This window comes from Nocardia sp. NPDC058518, from assembly GCF_042719655.1.
Taxonomy (GTDB): Bacteria; Actinomycetota; Actinomycetes; order Mycobacteriales; family Mycobacteriaceae; genus Nocardia.
Genome location: NZ_JBHXNJ010000020.1, coordinates 12,970 through 36,293, shown reverse-complemented (window position 1 = coordinate 36,293; position 23,324 = coordinate 12,970). Strand labels below are relative to the sequence as shown.

Below are 23,324 nucleotides of genomic sequence, written 5' to 3'. Positions count from 1 at the left end.
TCGTCCGAGATATGCACCTTGTATAGCCGCACCGCACGTCATCGGGGAACGCGCCCGTGAAGCTCAGATGAGCAGCGACCGAATTCCTGCCACCCCAACGGCGTGTCTTTCTCGCCTCGCGGTGTCCGCCACCGCCCGCACCGTCGACACGGTCGATTCGGTAATCGAATCGCTGACTCCGGAAAAACCGATGATCCAACGCCTTGACAGGGCGATCCATTTCGTACCGCAATTGATCAATAATGCGTTCTACGTTGTCGCACACGACGTCGTAGTGGAAGACTTTTGTGTGGTGCAGGCGAAGAAATTCGACGCCGATTTCGAAGGAGCCCAGAAAATGACGACCACGGTTGCCAGCCAGCACGACGCCGAGTCGACACTGGCCGAATTGTTCGCTCCCGACACCCGACCCGATCCCTATCCCGTCCACCGCGCCCTGCGCACGAAGTCCCCGTTGGTCACCAAGGGCGGCGACCTCGTCATCATCGCGAACTACGCCGATTGCCAGCAGGTTCTGCGCGACCCGTCGGTTCGCAACGACCCCAAGCTGTCCCGGCTGGGCAAGGATCACCCGGAACGCCCGGAATCCCTGTTGTTCCTCGACCCGCCCGCGCACACCCGAATTCGCCGGCTCGTCTCGAAAGCCTTCACCCCCAGGGTGATTCGGGCGTCGCAGCCGCAGATCCACTCGATCGTGGACGAACTCATCGAGAACATCGCGAGTAAGAGCGAATTCGACGTGATTTCCGAATTCGCGCTGCCCCTGCCGGTGCGGATCATGTGCGCCCTGCTCGGCATCCCCGTCGAGGAGTTCGGCGACTTCGAACCCGCCGCCCGCCGGCTCGGCCGCGTCCTGGACTTCAACCTCGTCGTCCACAACGACGATCTCGACGACGCCGAGGGCGCGCGCAACGAGCTGATGAACTACCTGGTCAACCTGATCGCCCGCAGGCGCGGCAACCTCGGCGACGACCTGCTCTCGCGGCTGATCGAGGTCGAGGAGGAAGGCGAGGTGCTCAGCGAGGGCGAACTGCTCGCCACCTGCGTGCTGCTGATGGTCGCCGGGCACGAGACCACCGCCAACCTCATCGCCAACGGTGTGCTCGCGCTGCTGCAGAACCCGGACCAGCGCGAAATCCTCGCCGCCGAACCCGAACTGGGGATCAGCGCCGCCGACGAGGCGCTGCGCTACGACGCGCCGATCCAGTTCGTCATGCGCATCGCCACCCGCGACATGGAGGTGAGCGGCACCGCGATCAGCCCGGGCACCGCGATGCTGGTGCTGCTCGCCTCGGCCAACCGCGATCCCGAGCACTACCCCGACGCGGACCGTTTCGATGTCGCCCGCGGCGCGGCCGACCACCTCGCCTTCTCCGCCGGGGCGCACTTCTGCCTCGCCGCGGCGCTGGGCCGGGCCGAGGGCGCCGCGGCGCTGTCCGCCTTCGCCGCGCGCGTGATCGACCCGGTGCTCGTCCCGGGTTCGCTGCAGTACCGACCCAATGTGAACTTGCGTGGCATCCAGGCCATGACCGTCACGCACGGCGGAGTCCGACTCCGTTGACCTCCGATTCGACCACCCCCTCCACAGAAAGCCTGTTATGAACTCGCACCACCACGGCCGTAAGGCCGGATGGGGGATCGTGCTCGTCGCGGTCACCACGCTGCTCGCAGCCTGCGGCCAGAACAGCTCGGCCCCGGTCGCGGCCGATGACCCGGTGACCATCACCTTCCTGTCCTACACCTATGGACAGGCCAACCCGCTGGGCAAGGGCATCGAGAAGTTGATCAACGACTTCCAGACGGCCAACCCGAAGATCACGGTGAAACCGCAGTCGGTCCCGACAGCCGACGCGCTCACCAAACTGCAGAGCGAAGTGGTCGCGGGCAACCCGCCCGACGTCGCGCAGATCGGTTGGAGCAAGGTCGCGCAGGCCTCGCAGACCCTGCCGCTGCGCTCACTCGAAGAGGTCGCCGGGTCCGACGCGTGGAACAAGCACATGGCGGGCTTCGTGCCGTCGGTGCTGAAGGCGACCCCGGTCGCCGGCGCCAAGAAGCCGGTCGCGATGCCGTTCATGATGGCCACCCCGGTGGTCTTCTACAACGCCGACCTGTTCACCGCCGCCGGGCTCGACCCGGCCCAGCCGCCCAAGACGATGGCCCAGCTCAAGCAGGCCGCGCAGGCGATCAAGGACAAGACCGAGGCGCAGGGCGTGTACGTCTCGGCGGCCGACCCCGGCAAGTCCGACTACCTGACCCAGTCCCTGGTCAACAGTGCCGGTGGCGCGCTGGTATCGAGCAGCGGTGAGATCACCGTCGACTCGGCCCCGGTGATCACCGCGCTGTCCACGATCCAGGATCTGACCAAGTCCGGTGTCCAGCCCGCCGTCGACTTCGCCTCCGCGCAAAGCGCTTTCAACTCGGGCAAGCTCGGCATGCTGGTCACCACCGGTGGCGGTCTGCTGACCCTCGACGCGGCGGCCAAGGGCAAGTTCGCCCTGCAGGTGGCGCCGCTGCCCGCCTTCGACAACCTGCCCGCCCGCCCCACCTTCTCCGGCTCCGGCCTGACGGTCGTGGCCAAGGACGACGCGAGGGCGAAGGCGGCGTGGAAGTTCGTGCAGTTCATGACCAATGACGAGAGCTTCAAGCTCATCGCGTCGCAGATGGGCTACCTGCCGCTGCGGACCGCGGCCGAGTCCTCGGCCGACCCGCGTCTCGGCTCGGCCGTCAAGCAGATGGCCGACCTGGCTCCCTACACCGCTTTCCCCGGCAAGCAGTCCAACCAGGGCGTCGTCATCCTCCAGGACGAGGCTGTCGAACCGATCGTCCTGCGCGGTGCCGACCCGGCGGCGACCCTGCGCGCCGCCGCCACGAAGATCCGCGGACTCAACTGAGTTCGCGCACCACCCGCTGAACCACCACCCCCTCGAAGAGAGACAAAGTTGTCACACCAGGTATTCGCACACACGCCGCCGAACGGTTCGTCCAACGGCGGCGCGATCCCGAACAAGATCGGCCTGACGGTCAATCCGTGGTCGGGAAAGCAGCTCCTCCGCTCCGATTTCGAGGAGATGCGCGAATTCCTCGATGAGGCCGCGACCGCCGGATTCGGTTATGCCGAACTCGGCGGCTGCGGCCTCGGGGTGGTGATCGGCGGGCAGGTGCAGCGCTCCCGGCTGGCGGCGCTGCGCGACGCGCTGGCCGACTGTCGGCTGCGACTGACCCTGCACAGTTCATGGCATTCGTCCGGCCGTACAGGAAACCTGCTCGACACCGGGACCGCTTCGACGCAGCAACTCGGGCTGCTGGCGGATCTGGAGGTGGCCGCCGCGATCGGCGCCGAGGTGCTGGTCTATCACGCCGGAGTGCTGCCGAATCTGTACAGCGACGGTGAGGCCCTGACCGCGGGCATGGAAACGGAACGGAAGATGCTGCGCGATCTCGCCGACGAATCCGGCGCGCGCGGAGTCATGATCGCGGTCGAGAACCGGGCACCCGGCCCGGCGGTGCTCGCCCGCCGCTCCTATGGGATGCGCCTGGATCTGGTCGCCGAGCAGGTCACGCAGATCGATCACCCCGCGGTGTCGATGTGCCTCGATGTCGGCCACGCGTACTTGTCGGCCGGCTATCTGAATTTCGACTTCCTGGCCGCGATTCGCGAGGTCGCCCCGGTGGTCGGCCACATTCACCTGCACGACAATTTCGGCAGGATGGCTCGCCAGCCCGACGCCAGCCCGTACGAACTCGAGCTCCTCGGTGAAGGCGACCTGCACCTGCCGCCCGGCTGGGGCACGATCCCGCTGGCGGAGGTCATGGCAACGCCGTTTCCCCGCGACCCGGCGGTCATCATCGAGATGCGCCACGCGCGCCATCACGCCGAGGCCCTTGACACCACCCTGCGCTTGCTCGATGTGCGAGCCCGTTCATGACGCTCACCAAGGCGCGCGACGCGGAACCGAAGGTGCGCGCGGTCGAGCGCCCCGCCGCGACCGGGCTTGCCTGGCTGTACTTCTCACCGACCATGCTCGCGATCGTGGTGTGGGTCTATGGCCCGCTCGTGTTCACCGCGGTGCTCAGCTTCCTCGACTGGAACCTGGTCTCGCCCGACATCGAGTTCAACGGTCTCGAGAACTACGAAACCCTCATCACCGAACCGGAATTCGGCAACGCGGCCTGGAACACGCTGAAATACGCGCTGTTCGTGCTGCCGTTCGCGACAGTCGTCCCGTGCGCGCTGGCCATCGCACTGTGGAAACGGCCCGGCCGGACCAGCGAGTTCTACCGGATGCTGTTGTTCCTGCCGGTGGTGCTCGCGCCGGTGGCCAACGCGCTGTCGTGGCAGTTCATTCTGGACCCGCTGTACGGCATCGTGAATCAGACGCTCGGATTCGTCGGAGTGGAGCCGGTCAACTGGCTCGGTGACCCGGCCACCGCGTTGCCGACCATCGTCGTGGTGACGGCACCGAAGGTGGTGGCACTCAACACTTTGCTGTTCGGAGCGGCACTGGCGAATCTGGACCGTCGCACCGTCGACGCCGCGCGCCTGGACGACGCCACCGAAGGTGAGATCACCCGGTCGATCATCCTGCCGCAGCTGCGTCGCCCGATCATCCTGCTCGGGATGCTGTCGATGGTGGTGGTGTGGCCGTGGCTGTTCACCAATATCGGTGTGCTCACCCGCGGCGGACCCAGCAATGCCACCGACAACGTCTACTACCGGCTCTACACCTACGGTTTCACCTTTTTCGACGCGGGCACCGCATCGGCGGCGGCCATCGTCATCGCGCTCGCGTTCGGGCTGCTCCTGACCGTCCACACCCTGCTCTCGAGGAGATTCCGTGCGACGCGGTGACGCGATCGGCAGGCACCTGCTACTGATCACAGCGATTGTGCTGATGTTGTTCCCGGTGGTCTTGGCGCTGACCACTTCCTTCAAACCGGTGTCGACGATCTTCGATCTGAACCCGCTCCCGTATCCGGCCAGCCTGGAGAACTACGAGATGGCGGTGGGCCGGTTCCCGATCGGGCTGCTGCTGCTCAACACCTTCATCATGGCCGCAGGCGTCACCATCGCGACGATGCTGGTCGCACTGCCCGCCGCCTACGCGCTGGTGCGTTTCGACAAGGCCCGCGGCCGTGGCTTCGTCCTCGCGGCCGTGGGTATTTCGCTGCTGATCCCACCGCAGGCGCTGATCATCCCGCAGTTCCTGATGACCGCGAAGCTGGGCTGGCAGGGCCACACGATCGGGGTGATCATCCCGCAGCTCGGTGTCAGCGCGCTCGCGGTGCTGTTGCTGCGCGACCACATTCGTTCGGTGCCGCAATCGCTGATCGGCGCGGCGGTGCTCGAAGGCGCCACGTCGTGGGAGATCCTGCGCCACGTGGTGCTCGGCGTGCTGCGCCCGGCCTTGGGCGCGGTGGCGATCCTGCTGTTCATCAGTACGTGGAACGAATTCCTGTGGCCGCTGCTGGTGATGCCCGATCCGGAGGACACGACCATCCAGCCGGGTCTGGCCCTGTTTCTCGGTCCGGAGAGCGCGGAGTACGGCCCGATGCTCGCCGCGGCGATGCTGGCGTCACTGCCGGTCGTCATCATCTATGTCCTTGCGTCGCGACGGATCGCGGACGCCTTCCTTCATTCAGGGGTTCGGTAATCGACATGACCAGTCTCAGTGTGAGCGAGCCCCCGGTGCTGACCACCGAGCTCGACCTCTCGGCCGGCGTGGTGCTCGACGGCATCACCAAGCAATACGGCGAGGACCGCCCGGCTCTCGACGTCGACCTACTGCACGTGCCGGGCCGATCGCTGACCGTGCTGGTCGGCCCGTCGGGCTGCGGCAAATCGACCGCACTCGGCGTGGTGTCCGGCCTGATCACCCCCACCGCGGGACGGGTGCTCATCGACGGCACCGACGTCACCGAGGTGTCGCCGGGACGACGCGGTGTCTCCATGGTGTTCCAGGACTTCGCGCTGTACCCGCACATGACCGTTGAGCGAAACATCTCCTTCGGCCTGCGGCTGGAAGGCAAGCACAACCGCAAGTCCGGGCTGGACCGCGCCGAGATCGAGCGGCGGGTAGCCGGTGCGTGTGACAGCCTCGGGCTGAGCGAACTGCGCCACCGCAGGCCCGCGCAGTTGTCGGGTGGTCAGCGTCAGCGGGTCGGGCTGGCCAGGGCGATCGTTCGGCAGCCGAAGGTGCTGCTGCTCGACGAGCCGCTGTCCGCGCTCGACGCGCAGTTGCGCCAGCTCGCGCGGGTGGAGCTGGTGCGGCTGCATCGCGAGCTCGGCAACACCGTCGTGCTGGTCACCCATGACCAGCTCGAGGCGTTGTCGATGGCCACCCATCTGGTGGTGATGAACGATTCGCGGGTGTTGCAGGTCGGCAGTCCGGCGCAGGTGTACCGGCGCCCGGTCGATCTGTTCGTCGCGACGTTCCTCGGCAGCCCGCCGATGAACCTGGCGACGGTGACCGTGAACCAGGCCGGGGACGAGATGACCGGGCCCGGACTGGAAGTGCTCCTCCCGCAAGCGATCCCCGGCGTGCCTGCCGAACTGAAACTGGGCTGGCGGCCCGGCGACGGCACCCTGCGCAGCCACGACGGCCCCGGATTGCTCGTGCACGGCGTGGTGGAGCTGGTCGAGTTCACCGGCGACTCCAAGATCGCGCAGTGCACCGGCGAATCCGGTCGGTGGGCCGTGACGCTGCCCGCGAACGATCCAGCGCCGGCCATCGGTTCGCGGATCCAGGTCTATGTCCCGGCGGACCGGCTGCACTTGTTCGACCCGGAAACCGGTGCCCGAGTGACGGATTTCGATGCACCTGCTGATCACCAACGATGACGGATACCGCGCGCCGGGTCTGCTGGCGTTAGCGGAAGCTGTGCGCGCGCTCGGCATCGACGCGACGGTGGTAGCACCGAGCGGACCGATGTCGGGCGCGGGCCAGTCCCGGCGCAGTGGCGTCGCGATGGAGTGGGAACGGGCCGCACCGACCGCCGGAGTTCCCACGATCCACGTGGGGTCGACACCGGCGGCCTGCGTAATATTCGCGCTGACCTCCGGCGTCGTCGCACCGGTCGACCTGTGTCTGAGCGGGGTCAACGCGGGTGAGAACATCGGCGCCACACTGAATGTCAGCGGCACCTACGGTGCTGTCCAGGAAGCGGGCGCGCACGGTGTCCCCGGCATCGCGCTCTCGCGCGAGTTCGGTGGGCCGTGGGCCGAGCCGCACAGCTGGGACTGGAGTTGGGTACCCGACGCGACCGTCCGGATACTCACCACGCTGCTGGCAGCGCGGGCAGGCTGGTTCGCCGCGAACGTCAACCTCTCCGGCACCGACCGGGGCGCGGATCCGGCCTACACCAGGGTCAGCCGCGTGCCGTATTACACCGATGTCTTCGACGTCGCCGACGGCGCCATCCTCAGCACGATCGGTTATCGTGCCGAGGAGCTGGCGCCCGATGACGATATCCACGCCTTCGCCGAGCAGCGGCGGACCAGCATCACCCTCGTCCGGCGGGCTTGAACGGTTCGGACCGCAACGCGGTCTTCACGATCTTCCCGCCGGGGTTGCGCGGCAACGGCGCCGCGCGCACCGAGAAGTACTGGGGCACTTTGAAATCGGCGAGCCGCTCACGCAGGTAGTCGAGCACGGCGGCTTCGTCGAACTCGGTGCCCGGCACGGGCACCACCACGGCGCCGACCTTCTCGCCCATCATGTCGTCGGGCACCCCGACCACCGCGGATTCACCGATTCCCGGGGCACCGGCGAGGGCGTTCTCCACCTCGACGCAGTACACGTTCTCGCCACCGCGGTTGATCATGTCCTTGGCCCGGTCGGCGATCGCCACCATTCCCCGCTCGTCGATGCGTGCGAGGTCGCCGGTGCGCAGCCAGCCGTCGACGAAGGTCGCGGCGGTGGCGACGGGGTTGTTCCAGTATCCGGCAACGACATTCGCTCCGCGGATGAGCAGTTCACCGACGCCACTGGCGGGATCGGGCGCGTCGATGGCCAGGTCGACGATCGGCGCCGCGAACCCCACCGATTCCGCGTGTTCGGTAGCCCATTCATGAGGCAGGTAGGTCGAGATGGACGAGGTCTCGGTGAGACCGAAACCGTTGGCCAGCCGCGCGTTCGGGAAGTGCTCGGCGATCTCGGCGACCAGCGCGGGCGCGACCGGCGCACCACCGTAGGCGACCCGGTTCACCGCGCTCAGATCGAATTCGGCGAAGTTGGGTTGCCGGAACGCGAGGTAGTAGATGGCGGGAGTGTTGGTGAGCGAGGTGATCCGCTCGTCGACGATCGCCCGCAGGAAATCCTGAATCTTGAACTGCGGCAGGATGATCGTGCTGCCGCCGATGGCGAGCTGTGGAATCAGCTGGCTGTTGCAGGCGGTGACGTGGAACAGCGGCACCGAGACCAGGTTGCGCAGGATCGGGCCTTCGTCGGCGGCGATGCCGGCGAGGCGGCGCACGTTCTCCACCGTGGACAGCAGATTGCGGTGGGTGGTGACCGCACCCTTGGGACGTCCGGTGGTACCGCTGGTGTAGAAGATCGCGGCCGGATCGGTCGGGCCCGCACCCTCGTAGACATAGGAATCACCCTGCGGCAGTGGAACATTCGGGCGAAGGCTGAACGCGGCGTCGGAGTCGGTCAGTACGTAGTCGATTTCGGGGTCGGCGAACCGAGTGTTGACCGGCACGGCCACCGCCCCGGCGAGCACGATCCCGAGAAAGCCGACGACCCAATCGGTTCCGGCGTTCAGCAGGCTGGCGACGCGGTCGCCCGGCTGGATCCCCTTGTCCCGCAGCCCACCCGCGACCCGAGCCGCGCGATCCCACAGTTGCCGGTACGAGAGCCGCTCGCCGCCGACCTCGACGACGGCTTCCTGGTCGGGCCAGGTGTGCACGGTGTGGCGCAGCATCTCCACCAGGGAATCGGGCAGGCCGGCGTAGTGCGCGACACCGCGCTCGTCGCGATAGATTCCGGCGGTGTCGAACGGTTGCACGGTCATCATGCGCCCTGCGGATTCAGCAGCGCGGCGAGGTTGTCCTCGGCGAAGAACTCCCGGCCGCTGAGCCCTCCTGCCATCATCCGGAACCACTGCTGAGTGTGCTTCGGGCTGCTCGGCAGCGCCCGCATCACCTCGACATGCTTGTCCGGCAACACCAGTCGCGAGGAATCACAGGTGAACCGGTACATCGGCTTGCTCGAGCGATCCCGCTGCGCCTGGTAGTCGGCGAGCGCTTCGTCGAGCGGCCGCGCCGCGGACAGTCCCTCGTGCGCACGCTCGGCGAGCAGGTCGGCGTAGGTGAACGCGTCGCTGATCCCGAGGCCGGTGAACGGGTCCTTGTGATATCCGGCGTCACCGACCAATGCCCAACCGGGGCCGTGCGATTCGCGATAGAAGTTCTCCGGGTAGCGGGCGATGTAGAACCGCTCGTCGCGTTCGCCGGTGTCGAGCAGTTCGGCGAGGTCGGGCGCGGTTTCCTTGAACGCCAGGGAGAAGTTGCGCTCGATGTCGGTGCGGAACGGGGCGAACCGGTCGACGTACTGCACACACCAGATCAGCGTCTTGCCGTCGTTGGTCGGCCAGCCGCCGACCGCCTGCTTGTCGCCGATCCGCAACTGGCTCTGCATGGTCAGACCGGACCAGTAGGAGTAGGCGGTGAAGGTCTCCCCCGGGATCACGTCGTATTTCTGGGCGCCGGTGAGCTGGGCAACGGTGGAGGCGTACCCGTCGGCGCCGATCACGAGGCGGGCGTGTTCGGTGACCTGTTCGCCGTCGCGGTCGCGGCCGACGATGCCGGTGACGACGTCACCGTCGCGCACCAGATCGACCACGGTGACACCCTCGCGCAGGTCCACACCGGCCGACCGGGCGGCGTCCTGCAACAGCTTGTCGAGCACGATGCGCCGGGGCGCGTAGGTCTCGGCGATCCCGTCGATGGGGTCGGAGAAGCCGGAGAACTGCGCGTCGGCATAGGACATCGTGATCGAGTGGATGGGCGTGCAGCCCGTGGCCTTCAGCTCTTCGAGCAGGCCCCAATCCCGCAGCCGCGCAAGACCACTCTGCCGCAGCATGTGGGTGGAGACGGCATCCTTGGGAAACAGCGCCTGGTCGACGCAGAGCACCCGGTAGCCGCGTCGCGCGAGCAACATCGCGACCGTGGCACCAGCGCAGCGCGCGCCGACAACAATGACATCGTGCACAGTCTTCGACCTTTCAGGCATCGAGCACGAGGCGGTCCGTGCGCGCTCGGGAGACGCAGATCATCATGGTTTTGCCCGACTCTTGTTCAGCCGGGGTGAGAACCGAATCACGGTGCTCGACTTCACCTTCGAGCACCGTGGTTTCGCAGGTCGCGCACGTTCCTTCGCGGCACGACCACAGCACGTCCGCACCGGCCCGTTCGAGCGCGTCGAGGACCGACGAACCGGCGGGCACATCGATGGCCCGGCCGGAGCGGTTGAGCACCACCGTCGTCGGCCGGTCCGGTCCGATCGCCGCGATCTCCTTCGGATGAAATCGCTCGACCCGCAACGCATCCGCCGCGCAGTGCTGCTCGACGGCGGTGAGCAGCGGCTCGGGACCACAGCAGTACACCAGCGTGCCCGAGGTCACCGGCTCGAGAATCTCGGCCAGTGGCATCAGCCCGACTTCGTCCTGCGCGTAGCGACGAACCCGCGCACCGTAGGCGGACAGCTCATCGACGAAGGCCATCCGCGCGCCGGTGCGGCCGCCGTAGTGCAATTGCCATGCGGCGCCGCGCTGTTCGAGTTCACGGATCATCGGCAACAGCGGGGTGATCCCGATGCCGCCGGCGATCAGGAGGTAGCTCGCCGCCTGCGTGAGCGGGAAATTGTTGCGTGGTTCCCGGATCTCCAGCAGCGTGCCCGGCCGCACCTTCTCGTGCATCCACGCCGACCCGCCCCGACCCTGCTCCTCGAGCAGCACCGCGATGCGATAACTGTCCCGATTCGCGGGATCGCCACACAGCGAGTACTGGCGAACGACGCCGTCGGGCAGGACGACATCCACGTGCGCACCCGGTGCCCACGGCGGCAGTGGCGCGCCGCCGGGGTCGGTGAGCACAAAGGACAGCACGCCCTCTGATTCGTAGGTAATGGACCGAATTCGCACAATCGCGCTGATCACACGACGAGTCTCGCAGGCGTTCGGCGGCCCGCGAGGATTGATACTTTCAACGAATTGCCGGATTGAAATGGGGTCGATCGACTATCGGTAGCCGACGGGAGAAACGGTCAGGAATCGAGAAGTTTCCAGGTCGGCGCCGTGTCAGCATTGTTTCCACGGATCAACGAAAGGGTTTTGCGATGAACGTCACCTGGGTTCGACGAACTCACCGCGGGCTGGCGGTCGCCTTCCTCGCGGCCGTGGTGATTACGGTGATCGGGTTGTCGGTCAGCGGCCCGGAGTGGTTGGTCTACCTGCCGCTGATTCCGCTCGCCGGGCTGTTCCTGTCCGGTGCGCTGATGTTCGTACGGCTCCTGCGCGGCCCACAGCCGTCGTCGGCGTTCGGCGGCAGTGCTGGTCGCGTCCGCCAGGTGCACCGCTGGTCTGCGGTGGTATTCGTCGTCACCGTTGTCGCCACCGTGATCGCGCTGGCGCGACCGGAGCCGATCGTGTGGGTCTCCTACCTCCCGCTGATCCCACTCGCCGGACTCTTCCTGTCCGGCTCGTTCATGTTCGTGTCGCCATGGGTACGGGCGCGGCGCGCCAGTAGGTGAACGACTCTTCTCAGCCGATGTCGACCACCCGTGCCCATGCGGGTGGGCTGTCCGGGACATAGTCCGGGTCGTCGTGGCGCCATGCGCGTTCTCGGCGGAAGAGGCCGACGACGGTTCGGCAGGCCGGTTGGTGGGAGGGCCAGGGGGTTTGGCCGTCTGTCAGGGCTACGAGTACGTCCGGGCGGGTGCGCAGGGCCTGGGTGAAACCGGTGCGCAGGTCGGTGCCGCCACCGCCGATCAGCGTCATACCCTCGGCCTGGCACAGCGGGTGGGCGATTCGGGCCGCCGCGTCGCAGGAGAACACGGTGACCAGGTCGCGGCGTCCGCCGACGGCGCGGATGATGGCGGCGACCTCGAGCAGGGCGCTGCCCAGTTCGTCGTCGCTGACCGAACCCGAGGTATCGATGACCACGCTGACCTTGGCTGGGGTGCGACGCAGACTAGGCAGCACGATGCCGGGGAGTGCGGTCGAGCGGCGGGCGGGGCGCCGGTAGGTGTAGTCCTCGCCGACGCCGGGGGCCGAGGCGGCCGCGCGCAGGGCCGCACCGAGCAGGTCCCGCCATGGTTGTGAGGGATGCAGGGCTTCCTTCGCCCAGCGTCGCCATCCCTGGGGCGCGTCTCCTGGACGCCCGATGATGCCCTGCGCCACGAGGAATCGGACGCCGTCGCGTTGCTGTTCGCTGAGACCGTCCGCGCCGTCGGGCCCCAGCTCCCATTCGCGGTCCGATCCGTCGGCGCCGCTACCGCAGTCGAGCCACGCCATGCCTTCGGTGAGGTGCCCGAGGCGGAACTGGCCCAGGTAGTCCTCCATGAGCTGACCCGCGCTCAACCCCAGGGTGCTCGGCAGCACCGCGCCCTCGGGCCAGACCAGCCCGTCACCGAACGCGTCGTCGTTGATCTCGGCATCCGCGGCGATGTTCATGCGCAGCCGCTCTCCCGGACCGGTCAGGTCGTGGGCGTGCGCGTAGCGGTCGCTGCGCGCGTGATGGTCTCGCAGCAGGTGCGAAACCTCGTGCACCAGTATCGAAGCCAGTTCTTCCACCGGTGTGTAGTCGACGAACCGTGGCGAGACGTAGCACCGCCAGTGTTTGTCCACGCCCATCGTCGGCGCCCTCGGCGACTCGACGATGTGCAGCGCGTACAGAGCGGTCGACAGATAGGGACGGGCCGAAACCGCGTGCAGCCGTGCGGCATACAGCTTGCCGAAATCCAGTCGAGCGGTGTCCGCTGTCATCGGCCCGCCTTGACGGCAACGCGGGCCGCGGCGCGATCGGCGCTCTGCGACACCGACACCACCCCGGCGAGTTGTTCGATCGCCGCAGGCACCTCCCAGTTGTCGCGGCGCAGTGTGGCCAGCGTTGTCGCGGGAACGACCACCAGGTCGGGTGCTCCGGTTTCCACGGCTTTCACCAGCAGCGACCAAGCCGCGTCCCACCGACCCCGCTCCGGTCGTTTGCGAACCGCGGCCACCACACCGTCGAGAACGGCCTGGCGCAGGTCGCCCCGCGTCGGCAGTTCCGCGGCGACAGGATCTGCCAGCAGTGCTTCCGGGTCGGGCAGATCCATCCGGTCGATGCTGGTCAGCAGTTCGAAACCGGGGCCGTCACCGACTGTGCCGCGGATCAACTGTGACAGCACATCACGACTCGCGTCGGCCGCGGTGGCGAAGGCGATCAGCCGCACGGTCATCTCCCAACTCCGCGGTGAGGCCCAGGCACCGCCCCGCCGGGTTTCGGTGGTGGGCATCTGATGCACCAGCTTGGGCCGCGCCGCGAGCAAGGTGCACACCGAACGACGGGCGAAGGCGACTGCCTCCGTCAGGCTTTCGGGCGCGAGCCGGGGCAAGGTCGCGCGCGGCCATGTTCCGCCGAGGCCGCGGACGACGACGTCGTGCTCGTGGGTCCATTGCAGGTGCACGAAGCGGTTCGCCAGCGGCGGGCTCAGCTCCCAGCCGTCGGCGGCCGACGAGCGCGGGTTGGCGGCCGCGACGATGCGCACTCCCGGCGGCAGTTCCAGTGCGCCGACCCGCCTTTCGAGAACCACGCGCAGCAGCGCGGCCTGCACGGCGGGCGGTGCGGTGGACAGTTCGTCGAGGAACAGCAAGCCGCGCCCGGCCCGCACGAGTCGAACCGCCCAGTCCGGCGGCGCCATCGGTACACCCTGGGTCGCGGGGTCGTCGCCGATGATCGGCAGGCCCGAGAAGTCCGAGGGCTCGTGCACACTCGCGATCACCGTGGTCAGCGGCAGGTCGAGGGACTGCGCGAGCTGGGTCAGGGCAGCGGTCTTACCGATGCCCGGCTCACCCCACAGCAGCACCGGCAGGTCGGCGGCCACGGCCAAGGTCAGCGCTTCCAGTTGCGTGTTGGTGCGCGGTTCCGTCTTCACCTCACCCAGCAAGGCGAGCAGTTCGCCCGCGACGTCGAGCTGGGAGTCGGCGGGGCGAATCGGGAGCGGCGGGCAGAGAGAATGAACAGTCATGTGTGAATCACCTTTGGGTTCGGAAGAATTCGATGGATGAGAGCAGGTGGAGCGAGCTCCGCCTGTCAGCGCGACAAGGCGTGACCCTGATGGCAGGGACGGCAACTCAGCGCAGGGCCAGGTGTTTCGGACGTGCGCGACGACCCTTGCGGTCGTACCGGTCGGGCGGGATGTGGCCGCGACCGGGCGCGGGCAGGCCCGCCCGGAACAGGCCATAGGTGATCCGTTGTCGTACAGCAGCTTCGAGCGCGTCGCGAAGTGGTCCGTCGCGCAGTACCGCGTCGGCGCCGAGCTTGGCCTCGACGATGGTGAGGGCGCCGTCGATATCGCCGTGGTCCAGGCGGTCGCAGACGTCGACGAGCCAATCCGGTTGGCGCAGTGACCGATCGATGGCCTGTAGGCAGGGCATCGGGGTTCCGGTCAGGGCAGCCAGGAGTTCCTCGCGCCGGATTTCGGTGGGGTCGTGATCCAGAGCGGCGAGCACGCCGTTCACCAAACCGATCCGGTGGCGTTCGCCCCGGCACGCCACGATCCGATGACCGTCGGCGGTGATCCCGGAGGTCTCGGTCGGCAGGCCGTCGCAGCCGAGCGCCGAGGCGACCAGCGGATGCAGTCGATCGGCGGTGATCGCGCCCGCGCGCAGCAATTCCAGATCGGGGAGCACCCAGGTCGCCGCGTCGGGCAGGACCGGAAGGGCGGAGATTCCGCCGCGCGGGTGTTCCCTCGAAATCCGCACTGTGGGTGGGTCATCCGCCCACACGTCCAACACGACCCGTTTCCGCGCACCACACCGAACCAGCACCAGCCCGGACCGACGCCCCTGCGCCCGCAGCAGAATCCCCGCTTCGTCCGCCCACCGGTCGACGGCACAACCCGGCGGCACCGTTGCGGACACCCCGGGATCGGGGTCGTCGCCTGCCGCAAGCCTCTCGGCAGCGAATTGTCCTGCCCCAGCACGGGTTCGCAACTCCCCCACCCTGCGCGAATCCCACAGGTGACGGTGCAGGTCTAGCCGGTAGCGACTGTTGGGTCGGGGGTGTGGGTGCATGCGCGCGCTGGTCGCGGGGCTCGCCGTGTCCCACAGCGCGAGGCTGATCCGCTGACCGGCGCCCGCCCAAGCGGGTGGCGTGCGGACCACCAGGTACACGGAATCCGCACCGTCACAACGCGTTCCGTCACCGGCCGCGCTGCCGAGGCCCGCGATGAATCCGGCGTCGTAGCGAGCCAGCACCATCGTCAACCCGGGTCGCAGCAGACCGTCCGGTGCGATTCTGGGTAGGTGCCAGCGCAACAGGTCCGGTGCCAGGTACCGCAGGTCGGCCCGTACCCTGGCGGCAAGTCCTCGCCCGTGAGTCCGCGCCAACGTCCGCAGATCCACATCGAGATCGACGTGCGCCGCGGCGCAGGCTCCCGACCAGTCGCCGACGAGCCGCCGTGCGGTGGCCACCTCGATCATGGCGGGCGGCACGGCGAGTTCGCGCACGCGCAGCCAGAGGTCAAGGCGCGCATCGTCATAGGACGTACGGGAACACTGCGGATTTTCGGTGAAGTCCCCGCGTTCACGCGGGAGAGAAGCCGGTGCGATGACCGGCGTGGGGCTCAACGGCCCGGGCGCAGGACGCCCTTTCGACTCGATGTCATATCGCCAGTATGCACAACAACGAGCGACCCGACAAGCGGTGACGGTCGGGTCGCTCGGTCCGCCGTCGAGCCGACGAGGCAGGCGGGCCCTGGTCGGAGACCGGGTGCCCGCCTCGCCCCGAGCGCCGCTACTGCGCGGCGGTCAGTTCGCGTGCGTCGGACTGCGCACCGAGCTGCGGATAGGTCGGGTATTCGATGCCCGAGATGTACTGCACGGTCCGGACCACCTGGCACGAGTAGCCGAACTCGTTGTCGTACCAGACGTAGAGGATCGCGGTGTCACCCTCGACGATGGTGGCGTTGGCGTCGATGATCGAGGCCGCGCGCGAGCCGATGAAGTCGCTCGAGACCGCGTCGGTGGCGGCCGTGTAGTCGAGGTTGCGGCTCAACGGGCCCGCCAGGGATACCTGACGCAGGTAGGCCAGCACATCTTCCTTGGTCGTGTCCTGCTTCAGCTGCAGGTTCAAGATCGCGACCGAGACGTCCGGGGTGGGAACGCGGATGGAGTTGCCGGTGATCTTGGCCTTGAAGTCCGGCATCGCCTTGGCGACGGCCGAGGCGGCACCGGTCTCGGTGAGCACCAGGTTGAACGGCGCGGAGCGGCCGCGACGGTCTGCCTTGTGGTAGTTGTCCAGCAGGTTCTGGTCGTTGGTGAACGAGTGGACCGTCTCGACGTGTCCGCGGACGATCCCGAATTCGTCGTCCATGGCCTTGAGCGGCGGCACGATCGCGTTGGTCGTGCACGAGGCGCAGGAGAAGATCTGCTGCGACAGGTCCAGATCGCGGTGGTTGACGCCGTGCACGATGTTGGGCACGTCACCCTTGCCCGGCGCGGTGAGCACCACCTTCGCGATGCCGGGGCGCAAGTGCTGCTCCAGGCCGTCGCGGTCACGCCAGCGACCGGTGTTGTCGATCAGGATCGCGTTGTCGATGCCGTAGGCGGTGTAGTCGATCGTCGTCGGGTCATCGCTGTAGATGAACTTGATGACGTTGCCGTTCGCGGTGATCGTGTCGTTGTCGGTATCGACCTTGATCGTGCCGTTGAAGTGCCCGTGCACCGAGTCCCGGCGCAGCAGCGATGCCCGCTTGGCCAGGTCGTCGTCGCCACCCTTGCGCACCACCACCGCGCGCAGGCTCAGCCCGTTGCCCGACCCGGCCTTCTCGATCAGCAGCCGGGTGACCAGCCGCCCGATCCGCCCGAACCCGTAGAGCACCACATCGCGCGGCCCCTGCGACACGGCCTTGTTGTCGTCACTCACCTGCGCCAGCACCGCCGTGGTGTACTCCTGGACCGACAGCCCACGCGCATCCGCGTGATAGGCCATCACGAGCTGACCCAGATCGATCTTGCACGGCCCCAGATCCAACCGGCTGATCACCTGCAGGAACGGCAGCGTCTCGTCCACCGACAGCTCTTCGCCGCCGATCTGCCGCGCGAACCGATGCGTCCGCAGAATGCTGATCACCGACTTGTTCACCAGCGACCGACTGTGCAGCAGAATCGTCACACCCTTGCTGCGATACAGCGTCCCGATGATCGGAATCATCGCCTCAGCAGCAGCTTCCTGAGCGTTCCAGCGATCAAGTTGTTCGGTAGTCAACACACGTCCTCTGGGTTCATCGATATTTGCGCCGTATTGATGCTAGTGAGGTCCACAAATTCACCGATGACCACTCCCTCCTGGTGAGATCGGCGTCGCACCGAACCCGCCGCGCACCGAGACGCCCGCCATCCGCATCCCTGCCCTACCCGGGTGACGTACGGTAAACAATTGAAGCAGTCGTTCAAGTTGTTTTGGAGGTAGACCTCGATGCCGAACCCGTACGCCGCCCTGTTCAAAGCCCCTGGAGCCGTTGCCTTTTCCGCCGCGGGCTTCGTCGCCCGGATACCGCTGGCCATGATGGCGATCGGCATCATCACGATGATTTCGCAGCTGCGCGGCGAGTACGCGCTGGCCGGTGCCGTATCGGCGACCTTCACCGCGAGCACGGCCATCGTCGGACCGCAGGTTTCCCGGCTGGTCGACCGACTCGGGCAGGGTCGAGTGCTGCCTCCCGCGATGGGCCTCAGCGTGCTCGGCTCGGCCGCACTGCTGCTCAGCGCCCGCTACGACGCGCCCACCTGGACTTTGTTCGCCGCTGCCGCGCTGGCCGGGACCTTGCCGAACATGTCGGCCATGGTGCGAGCCCGCTGGTCATATGTGCACGCCGACTCCCCTCAGATGCACACGGCGTTCTCGTTGGAATCAGTGGTCGACGAACTGACCTACGTCGCCGGTCCAGCACTGGCGGTCGTTCTGTCGACGGCACTGTTCCCAGAGGCAGGGCCTTTGCTCGCGGTGATTCTGCTGATGGTGGGAGTGCTGCTTTTCGTCCCGCAGAAGCGGACTGAACCTGCCGTGCGAGCGGATGTTCCGGCTGACGAGAAGGCCTCGGCCATCAGGATCCCGGCGGTGCGGATGCTGGCATCGATCCTCGCGGCGGGCGGTGTGATCGTCGGTACCGTGGACGTGGTCAGCGTCGCCTTCGCCGAGCAGCTCGGCACCCCCGCGAGTGCCGGAATAGTGGTGGCCGCCTACGCCGCCGGGTCGGCCCTGTCCGGGCTGGCCTTCGGGGCATACCGGCTGTCGATGCCGCTACCGCGACAGCTCGCCCTGGCCGTAGCGGGCACGATGCTGACAACTTTGCCGCTACTGCTGGTCGACGGGATCCCCGCGCTGGCGGTGGCGATGTTCGTTTCCGGTGCGTTCTTCGCACCGACGATGATCCTGATCATGCGGCTGGTCGAGCGCACCGTGCCCGCGGCCGCGCTCACCGAGGGCATGACCTGGGCGCTCACCGGACTCAGCGCGGGCATCGCGCTCGGCGCGCTGATCTCGGGCACGGTCGTCGACCGGTCGGGACAGGCCGCGGGCTTCGCCGTGGCGGTCGTGGCAGGCACCGTAGCCTTGACGGTGGCATTGTTGGCGAGAGCGCCGCTGGCGAGAGCCGCGCGCGAGGAGGTCGAGGTTGGGCGAGGCGAGCACTGACGGCCGCAAGCTCAAGGGGGAGCGGCGCAAGAAGGAGCTGATCGAGGCCACGCTCCGGGTGGTCGCCCGCGACGGCGTCGCAGGCGTCAGCCACCGCGCCGTCGCCAAGGAAGCGGGGCAGCCACCGACATCAGCCGCCTACCACTTCACGACGATCGACGACCTCCTCACCGCCGCCCTCACCTCCTGCATGGATCAGGATGCCGAACGGATCCGGCAGCTGACCGAGGCGAGCGGGGGCGGCGCGGAGGGGGTGCGGGCGCTGGCCGCGATGATGGTCGCGGCACTGGCCGACACCATGCACCTGCAGGCCGAGTTCGAGCTCTACCTGCTTGCCGCCTGCCGCCCCGAATTGCGAGACCCACCGCTACGCTGGCTGGGCGCGATCGAGCGCTTCGGCCGTCGATACACCGACGACGCGATACGTTTGCGCATTCTGTCGGGAACCGTCGACGGCATGCTGATCCAGGCCCTGGTCACCGGTGAACCGCCCAGCGCGGCGGAATGGGAAGCGGTCCTGACGACGATCTTGCTCCCCCGCTGACCAGGCCGTCGGCCATTGTGCCCGGCCTGCCAGGTCGAGGCCGACGGCGCGGTCAGGTTGCGGCAGTCCAGCGGATCAGGGCTGGTTTCACCCTCGCGCACAACGGGTTTCCGGTCGCATCGGTGAGGCCGAGCCGGGCCTCGAGTACTCCTGATTCCGTCGCGGCGGCCAGCACCTCGGCGGGCACGTCGGCGAGCATCAGTTTGGCCCGCCGGAACATGGTGACGGTTCCGGCGTCGTCGACGGTGCCCCAGCTGAGATAGAGGAACCGATCCCCCGGCCTGCCCTGGATGTAGGGCCCGCGGATATCGGTGCCGTCGACGGTGCACTCCACAGTCCACGTGACAGCGTCCGCGTCGCCACGCTGCGGATCGAGCAGTTCCTGCGGACGATTCTTCCGCTGCACGCCTACGTGGATGTTCGAGTACGCCGTCTCGATCCCCGCCGGACGGCAGGACAGCCCGGGCAGTTGCGTCCCCACGATTCGGATGAGCATCCGACCATTCTCGTGCACCCGCTGATCGATGCCGTGCCTGCGCGCCCTCGACACCGCTCAGTCGTTCCTGGCCGGCACTCCATCGAGGACGACGACGCGAGTACCCGCGGCGAGCAGGCTGCTGGCGGTGAGACCACACATCGCGTGGAAGGCGTCGCTGAAGTGGGAAGGGCTGGCGAAACCGGCGTCCGAGGACGCTGTCGTCAAATCGGTGCCCTTCGCAACGGCACGGCCGACGCTGAGCATGCGAGCCCACATCCGGTATCGGCGGAAACTGGTGCCTGCGTGCGCGTTGAACAGGTGCAGGAAACGTGAGGTCGACAGATGGGCTTCGGCAGCGAGCTCGGCGGCCGAGTTCGGGCGGGCCGGGTGCGCTTGCAGTGTCGCCGCCGCGGCCACGATCCGGGGGTCGATGTTCGTCGCGCCGGGGCCGCACGCCAGGTCTACTGCCGCGACGGGATCGAACTCGAGCCGCGCGGCAAGACCGATCAGGTCAGCTTCCTCGCTGTGCGCCAGACCGATTCCCTGGTTGTGCGCGGTCATGCGATTCCAGCAGCTGGTTGCCTGCGGCGAGCTCGGATCGATGTAGCAGAACAGCATCCGCTCGCCGTTGCACACGACCCGATGGATCATCCGGGGCGGAATCAGCGCGGAACGCACAGTCTCCTCCCGGTCGCCCACGTGCAGGGTGAACGGCGCATCCAGCCCGACCGCCAGGCAATGCACGGTGCCGCAGTGCGCGTCGAGCCGCAGGGAAGGGCCTCGGTACACCGCGTGGCCCGGCCACAGCCACACCGTCGCCTGCGCATGACAGCGCGTTTCTGGAAGTGCCGGACCGCCCATGATCGCCATGCTTGCACGACACCCAGAGGACGGAAAGAGCGGACCGAATATGCGATTCGAACACATCCCGCACGCGGTATCGGTTGATCCGACTGCGGCACTCGGCGATGCACGAACCATCCACCTGAGGCAAGGACCTGTTCGGATCTACGAGCGCGGTGCCGGACGGCCGCTCGTGTTCGTCCACGGTCTCTTCGTCAATGCCGCCGCGTGGCGCAAGGTCGTCCCGCTACTGGCCGACTCCTACCGCTGCATCACCGCCGACTGGCCCTTCGGCGGACACCACACGCCGATGACGCCGGACGCGGACCTGACACCCACCGGCATTGCCGACACCATCGCCGACGTCATCGACCAACTCGACCTGCACGACGCGACCTTGATCGGCAACGACGGCGGCGGAATGCTCTCGCAGCTGGTTATCACCCGCCGGCCCCATCGGTTCGGCCGACTGATCCTGACACCGTGCGATGCCTACGAGAATTTTCCGCCACCACAGTTCGACTACCTGTGCCGGATCTCCCGAGTGCCCGGTATAGAGCACCTCGCGGGCCGCGCCCTGCGCATCCCGGCAGTCCGTACCCGATGCGCCAGATCCTCGATCGGGTTCGCGGCGTTGACCAACAGTCCGATCGATACGGAGGTGCTCGACCACTACCTACACGGCGTCACTCACGACACCGGTGTGCTGCGGGATTCGATCGAACTCCTTCGCGCCGTGGACAACCGCTACACCCTTGACGCGGCCGCCCGGTTCCCGACGATCGACCTGCCGGTCCTCATCGCCTGGGCCCCCGACGACCAGGTCTTCCCCTTCCGCCACGCGGAACAACTCGCCGCGGACTTCCCGAACAGCCAACTGGCGGAAATCCCGAACTCGCGAACGTGGGTCGCCGAGGACCAGCCCGAACGTCTCGCGCACCTGATCCGCGAGTTCATCGATCCGGCAAGGGAAATGGGTCAGGGCTGACCGCTGACGACGGCGGTGACGGCGTCGAGGAAGGGCTGTCCGCCCATGGCGTAGCCGCCGGCGATCGCGCCGAGGACCAGTCCGACGGGGCCGGTGACGATGCTGAGGAAGCCGAAGCCGAGGACGGTGCCGATGAGGCCACCGAGGATGCCACCGGCGACCACGCCGACCACGTTGCGGTTGATCTCGTTCGTCAGCTGGGACATCGGGCTGATGGTCTGGATCTCGCCGATCTCGGTGGCGCTCGCCTGCGGGGTGAGGACGAGGTGGCGACCGTTGTCGGAGATCGTTTGCGCCACTCGCATTGTCGCGCCGGAGATCTGGTAGCTGAGCGGGATGCGGGTGACGACGGCGCCCGCATCGGAGGTGAGGGTGACCGCGGTGTTGTCCTCGGTGGTGGTGAAGGTGCCGCCGGTGACGGTGGTGGTCAGTACTCGGGAGAATTCGGTGAGAACGGCCTCGTAGTGCACCGACTGGTCGACCCCGGACGCGGTGGGCTGGGGGGTGGGTGCGACCGGCTGCGCGGCGGCAGCCCCCGCGGTGATCCAGACGGCGGTGCCGACCAGGAGCGCGGTGGCAGGGAAGTGACCGAGTTTCATCAGGGATTTCCTTTACGCATGACGAAGACTGCGCGGCCGACCAACGTGCCGATGCGGGGCACGAAGCTTGGTGTCCGCCAGTGAGATCGGGCAGACACTAGCACCATTCTTCACCGGATTGTCATCCGTGCCGGAATTGGGCGCTAGACCAAGTATTCGCTGTAAAAAGATGCAGATTCACAATTCGACACGATCGCGTGTCTCCGTGTAAGAACTGTCAGGCAAGTGGGATGTCGGTCGGGACGTCCAGCGGATGAGTGGGGACAACACAAATGGCGCGTCGAACGAACTTGGCCGTGGCCGGGGTATCGGTTGTGGCGGTGTTTGCCCTGGCCGGGAGCTTCTACGTCGCACTTTCCGTCGTCACCGGGTTCGGCGCGCGGGTGCCCGGACCCCCTGAAAATGATTCTGCCGCAAAAACTTCGCCGAGCGAGGTTTCAGCGACCCAGCCACTGGGAACTATTGTCGAGCTATCCGGCGGAGTCGCGTCCACACTGAGTAAGTCCGTCACCCGGATTCCCCGCGTGAATCTGAACGTCGGCGATTGCGTGGATTTGGGCGTGAGCTCGGCCGATATTCAGCAGGCCGCGTGTGGTAGCGCCAATTCCCACTACAAGGTGGCGGAATTGGCGTCGGCCGGCGGCCGCTGTCCGGGCGACGTCGACCGCTCACAACCCCGGACACTTCCGGGCGGCGTGGACGAGACCGTCTGCTTGGACATCGATTGGACAGTCGGCGGCTGCATCGATCTGGCCGGCGGTGCGGTCAAGCACGTGGAATGCGCTGCCGACGTGCCCGGTCGGCTCCGCGTGCTCGAGATCCGGCACGACACCACCGACGTCAACATCTGCACGGCGGGCGACCGTGGTGTCGTCTACGACGAGCGCCGCTACGTGGTCTGCGTCAGCTCGCGCTGAGCAGACCGGTGTCGATCGAATGTGAGATAGCCCTCATTCGATCGTCAGGCGGCATGC

22 protein-coding genes are annotated in these 23,324 nt (G+C 67.4%); 12 read left to right on the top strand and 10 right to left on the bottom strand.

All coding sequences use genetic code 11. The features are described from left to right. Positions 1-337 precede the first annotated feature (337 nt). Genes ACFWPX_RS28485 through surE form a run of 7 tightly spaced genes read left to right on the top strand, consistent with a single transcriptional unit; the run spans position 338 to position 7,523 of the window. Positions 338-1,561 (top strand): cytochrome P450, encoded by a 1,224-nt coding sequence (locus ACFWPX_RS28485; RefSeq protein WP_378930594.1) that lies wholly within the window; start codon positions 338-340, stop codon positions 1,559-1,561. 37 nt (positions 1,562-1,598) lie between these two features. Beyond that, complete coding sequence (locus ACFWPX_RS28480; RefSeq protein WP_378930592.1) at positions 1,599-2,891, top strand: ABC transporter substrate-binding protein; 1,293 nt, start codon at positions 1,599-1,601, stop codon at positions 2,889-2,891. A gap of 48 nt (positions 2,892-2,939) precedes the next feature. Then, positions 2,940-3,926 carry a sugar phosphate isomerase/epimerase family protein gene (locus ACFWPX_RS28475; protein ID WP_378930590.1) on the top strand — a complete coding sequence of 329 codons (987 nt, stop codon included), beginning with the start codon at positions 2,940-2,942 and terminating at the stop codon, positions 3,924-3,926. Then, positions 3,923-4,849: a carbohydrate ABC transporter permease gene (locus tag ACFWPX_RS28470; protein ID WP_378914648.1), complete on the top strand. Its 927-nt coding sequence runs from the start codon at positions 3,923-3,925 to the stop codon at positions 4,847-4,849. Before ACFWPX_RS28475 ends, ACFWPX_RS28470 begins: the two co-directional genes overlap by 4 nt. Next, on the top strand, positions 4,836-5,651 hold the full coding sequence (locus ACFWPX_RS28465; RefSeq protein WP_378914650.1) for a carbohydrate ABC transporter permease: 816 nt from the start codon (positions 4,836-4,838) through the stop codon (positions 5,649-5,651). The genes ACFWPX_RS28470 and ACFWPX_RS28465 overlap by 14 nt, the downstream gene beginning before the upstream one ends. A 5-nt stretch (positions 5,652-5,656) precedes the next feature. Then, positions 5,657-6,838 carry an ABC transporter ATP-binding protein gene (locus ACFWPX_RS28460; RefSeq protein WP_378930588.1) on the top strand — a complete coding sequence of 394 codons (1,182 nt, stop codon included), beginning with the start codon at positions 5,657-5,659 and terminating at the stop codon, positions 6,836-6,838. Continuing rightward, the gene (gene surE / locus ACFWPX_RS28455; RefSeq protein WP_378930586.1) at positions 6,813-7,523 is read left to right on the top strand and encodes a 5'/3'-nucleotidase SurE; all 711 of its coding nucleotides are present in this window, start codon (positions 6,813-6,815) and stop codon (positions 7,521-7,523) included. Before ACFWPX_RS28460 ends, surE begins: the two co-directional genes overlap by 26 nt. Here the strand turns inward: surE and ACFWPX_RS28450 are convergent. Genes ACFWPX_RS28450 through ACFWPX_RS28440 form a run of 3 tightly spaced genes read right to left on the bottom strand, consistent with a single transcriptional unit; the run spans position 7,501 to position 11,157 of the window. Continuing rightward, positions 7,501-9,012 (bottom strand): class I adenylate-forming enzyme family protein, encoded by a 1,512-nt coding sequence (locus tag ACFWPX_RS28450; RefSeq protein ID WP_378930583.1) that lies wholly within the window; start codon positions 9,010-9,012, stop codon positions 7,501-7,503. The two genes, surE and ACFWPX_RS28450, sit on opposite strands and share 23 nt — an antisense overlap. Beyond that, entirely contained in the window at positions 9,012-10,211 is a 1,200-nt protein-coding gene (locus ACFWPX_RS28445; RefSeq protein ID WP_378930580.1) for an FAD-dependent oxidoreductase, read from the bottom strand. The genes ACFWPX_RS28450 and ACFWPX_RS28445 overlap by 1 nt, the downstream gene beginning before the upstream one ends. Before the next feature lie 13 nt (positions 10,212-10,224). Further along, positions 10,225-11,157 (bottom strand): PDR/VanB family oxidoreductase, encoded by a 933-nt coding sequence (locus ACFWPX_RS28440; RefSeq protein ID WP_378930577.1) that lies wholly within the window; start codon positions 11,155-11,157, stop codon positions 10,225-10,227. 179 nt (positions 11,158-11,336) lie between these two features. Between ACFWPX_RS28440 and ACFWPX_RS28435 the strand changes: the two genes are divergently transcribed. Continuing rightward, positions 11,337-11,750, top strand: a complete 414-nt coding sequence (locus ACFWPX_RS28435) for a hypothetical protein (RefSeq protein ID WP_378930574.1) — start codon at positions 11,337-11,339, stop codon at positions 11,748-11,750. 10 nt (positions 11,751-11,760) lie between these two features. Here the strand turns inward: ACFWPX_RS28435 and ACFWPX_RS28430 are convergent, their stop codons facing one another. From ACFWPX_RS28430 to ACFWPX_RS28415, 4 genes are all read right to left on the bottom strand, one after another. Continuing rightward, positions 11,761-12,984, bottom strand: a complete 1,224-nt coding sequence (locus ACFWPX_RS28430; protein WP_378930572.1) for a VWA-like domain-containing protein — start codon at positions 12,982-12,984, stop codon at positions 11,761-11,763. Further along, complete coding sequence (locus tag ACFWPX_RS28425) at positions 12,981-14,228, bottom strand: AAA family ATPase (RefSeq protein ID WP_378914666.1); 1,248 nt, start codon at positions 14,226-14,228, stop codon at positions 12,981-12,983. Before ACFWPX_RS28425 ends, ACFWPX_RS28430 begins: the two co-directional genes overlap by 4 nt. A 106-nt stretch (positions 14,229-14,334) precedes the next feature. Further along, complete coding sequence (locus tag ACFWPX_RS28420) at positions 14,335-15,711, bottom strand: hypothetical protein (RefSeq protein WP_378930570.1); 1,377 nt, start codon at positions 15,709-15,711, stop codon at positions 14,335-14,337. A gap of 286 nt (positions 15,712-15,997) precedes the next feature. After that, the gene (locus tag ACFWPX_RS28415; protein WP_378914896.1) at positions 15,998-17,416 is read right to left on the bottom strand and encodes a glyceraldehyde-3-phosphate dehydrogenase; all 1,419 of its coding nucleotides are present in this window, start codon (positions 17,414-17,416) and stop codon (positions 15,998-16,000) included. A 264-nt stretch (positions 17,417-17,680) separates the two neighbouring features. On the opposite strand from ACFWPX_RS28415, the gene ACFWPX_RS28410 reads away from it, so the two are divergent. Both ACFWPX_RS28410 and ACFWPX_RS28405 read left to right on the top strand, forming a co-directional pair. Continuing rightward, positions 17,681-18,898: an MFS transporter gene (locus tag ACFWPX_RS28410; RefSeq protein WP_378930568.1), complete on the top strand. Its 1,218-nt coding sequence runs from the start codon at positions 17,681-17,683 to the stop codon at positions 18,896-18,898. Next, positions 18,879-19,442, top strand: coding sequence for a TetR/AcrR family transcriptional regulator (locus tag ACFWPX_RS28405; RefSeq protein WP_378914672.1), 564 nt, complete (start codon positions 18,879-18,881; stop codon positions 19,440-19,442). The genes ACFWPX_RS28410 and ACFWPX_RS28405 overlap by 20 nt, the downstream gene beginning before the upstream one ends. Positions 19,443-19,494: 52 nt before the next feature. On the opposite strand, the gene ACFWPX_RS28400 is transcribed toward ACFWPX_RS28405, so the two are convergent. Together ACFWPX_RS28400 and ACFWPX_RS28395 are read right to left on the bottom strand one after the other, a co-directional pair. Then, entirely contained in the window at positions 19,495-19,938 is a 444-nt protein-coding gene (locus tag ACFWPX_RS28400) for a DUF5990 family protein (RefSeq protein WP_378930566.1), read from the bottom strand. Between the two features lie 57 nt (positions 19,939-19,995). After that, complete coding sequence (locus ACFWPX_RS28395; protein ID WP_378930564.1) at positions 19,996-20,790, bottom strand: helix-turn-helix domain-containing protein; 795 nt, start codon at positions 20,788-20,790, stop codon at positions 19,996-19,998. Between the two features lie 40 nt (positions 20,791-20,830). On the opposite strand from ACFWPX_RS28395, the gene ACFWPX_RS28390 reads away from it, so the two are divergent. Then, positions 20,831-21,751 carry an alpha/beta fold hydrolase gene (locus tag ACFWPX_RS28390; RefSeq protein WP_378930562.1) on the top strand — a complete coding sequence of 307 codons (921 nt, stop codon included), beginning with the start codon at positions 20,831-20,833 and terminating at the stop codon, positions 21,749-21,751. Here ACFWPX_RS28390 and ACFWPX_RS28385 read toward each other — a convergent pair. Next, complete coding sequence (locus tag ACFWPX_RS28385; protein ID WP_378930560.1) at positions 21,742-22,350, bottom strand: hypothetical protein; 609 nt, start codon at positions 22,348-22,350, stop codon at positions 21,742-21,744. The two genes, ACFWPX_RS28390 and ACFWPX_RS28385, sit on opposite strands and share 10 nt — an antisense overlap. A 272-nt stretch (positions 22,351-22,622) precedes the next feature. Here ACFWPX_RS28385 and ACFWPX_RS28380 point away from each other — a divergent pair, with 272 nt between their 5' ends. Continuing rightward, a complete protein-coding gene (locus ACFWPX_RS28380) occupies positions 22,623-23,267 on the top strand; it encodes a hypothetical protein (protein ID WP_378930558.1) in 645 nt (214 codons plus the stop codon). Positions 23,268-23,324: the final 57 nt, after the last annotated feature.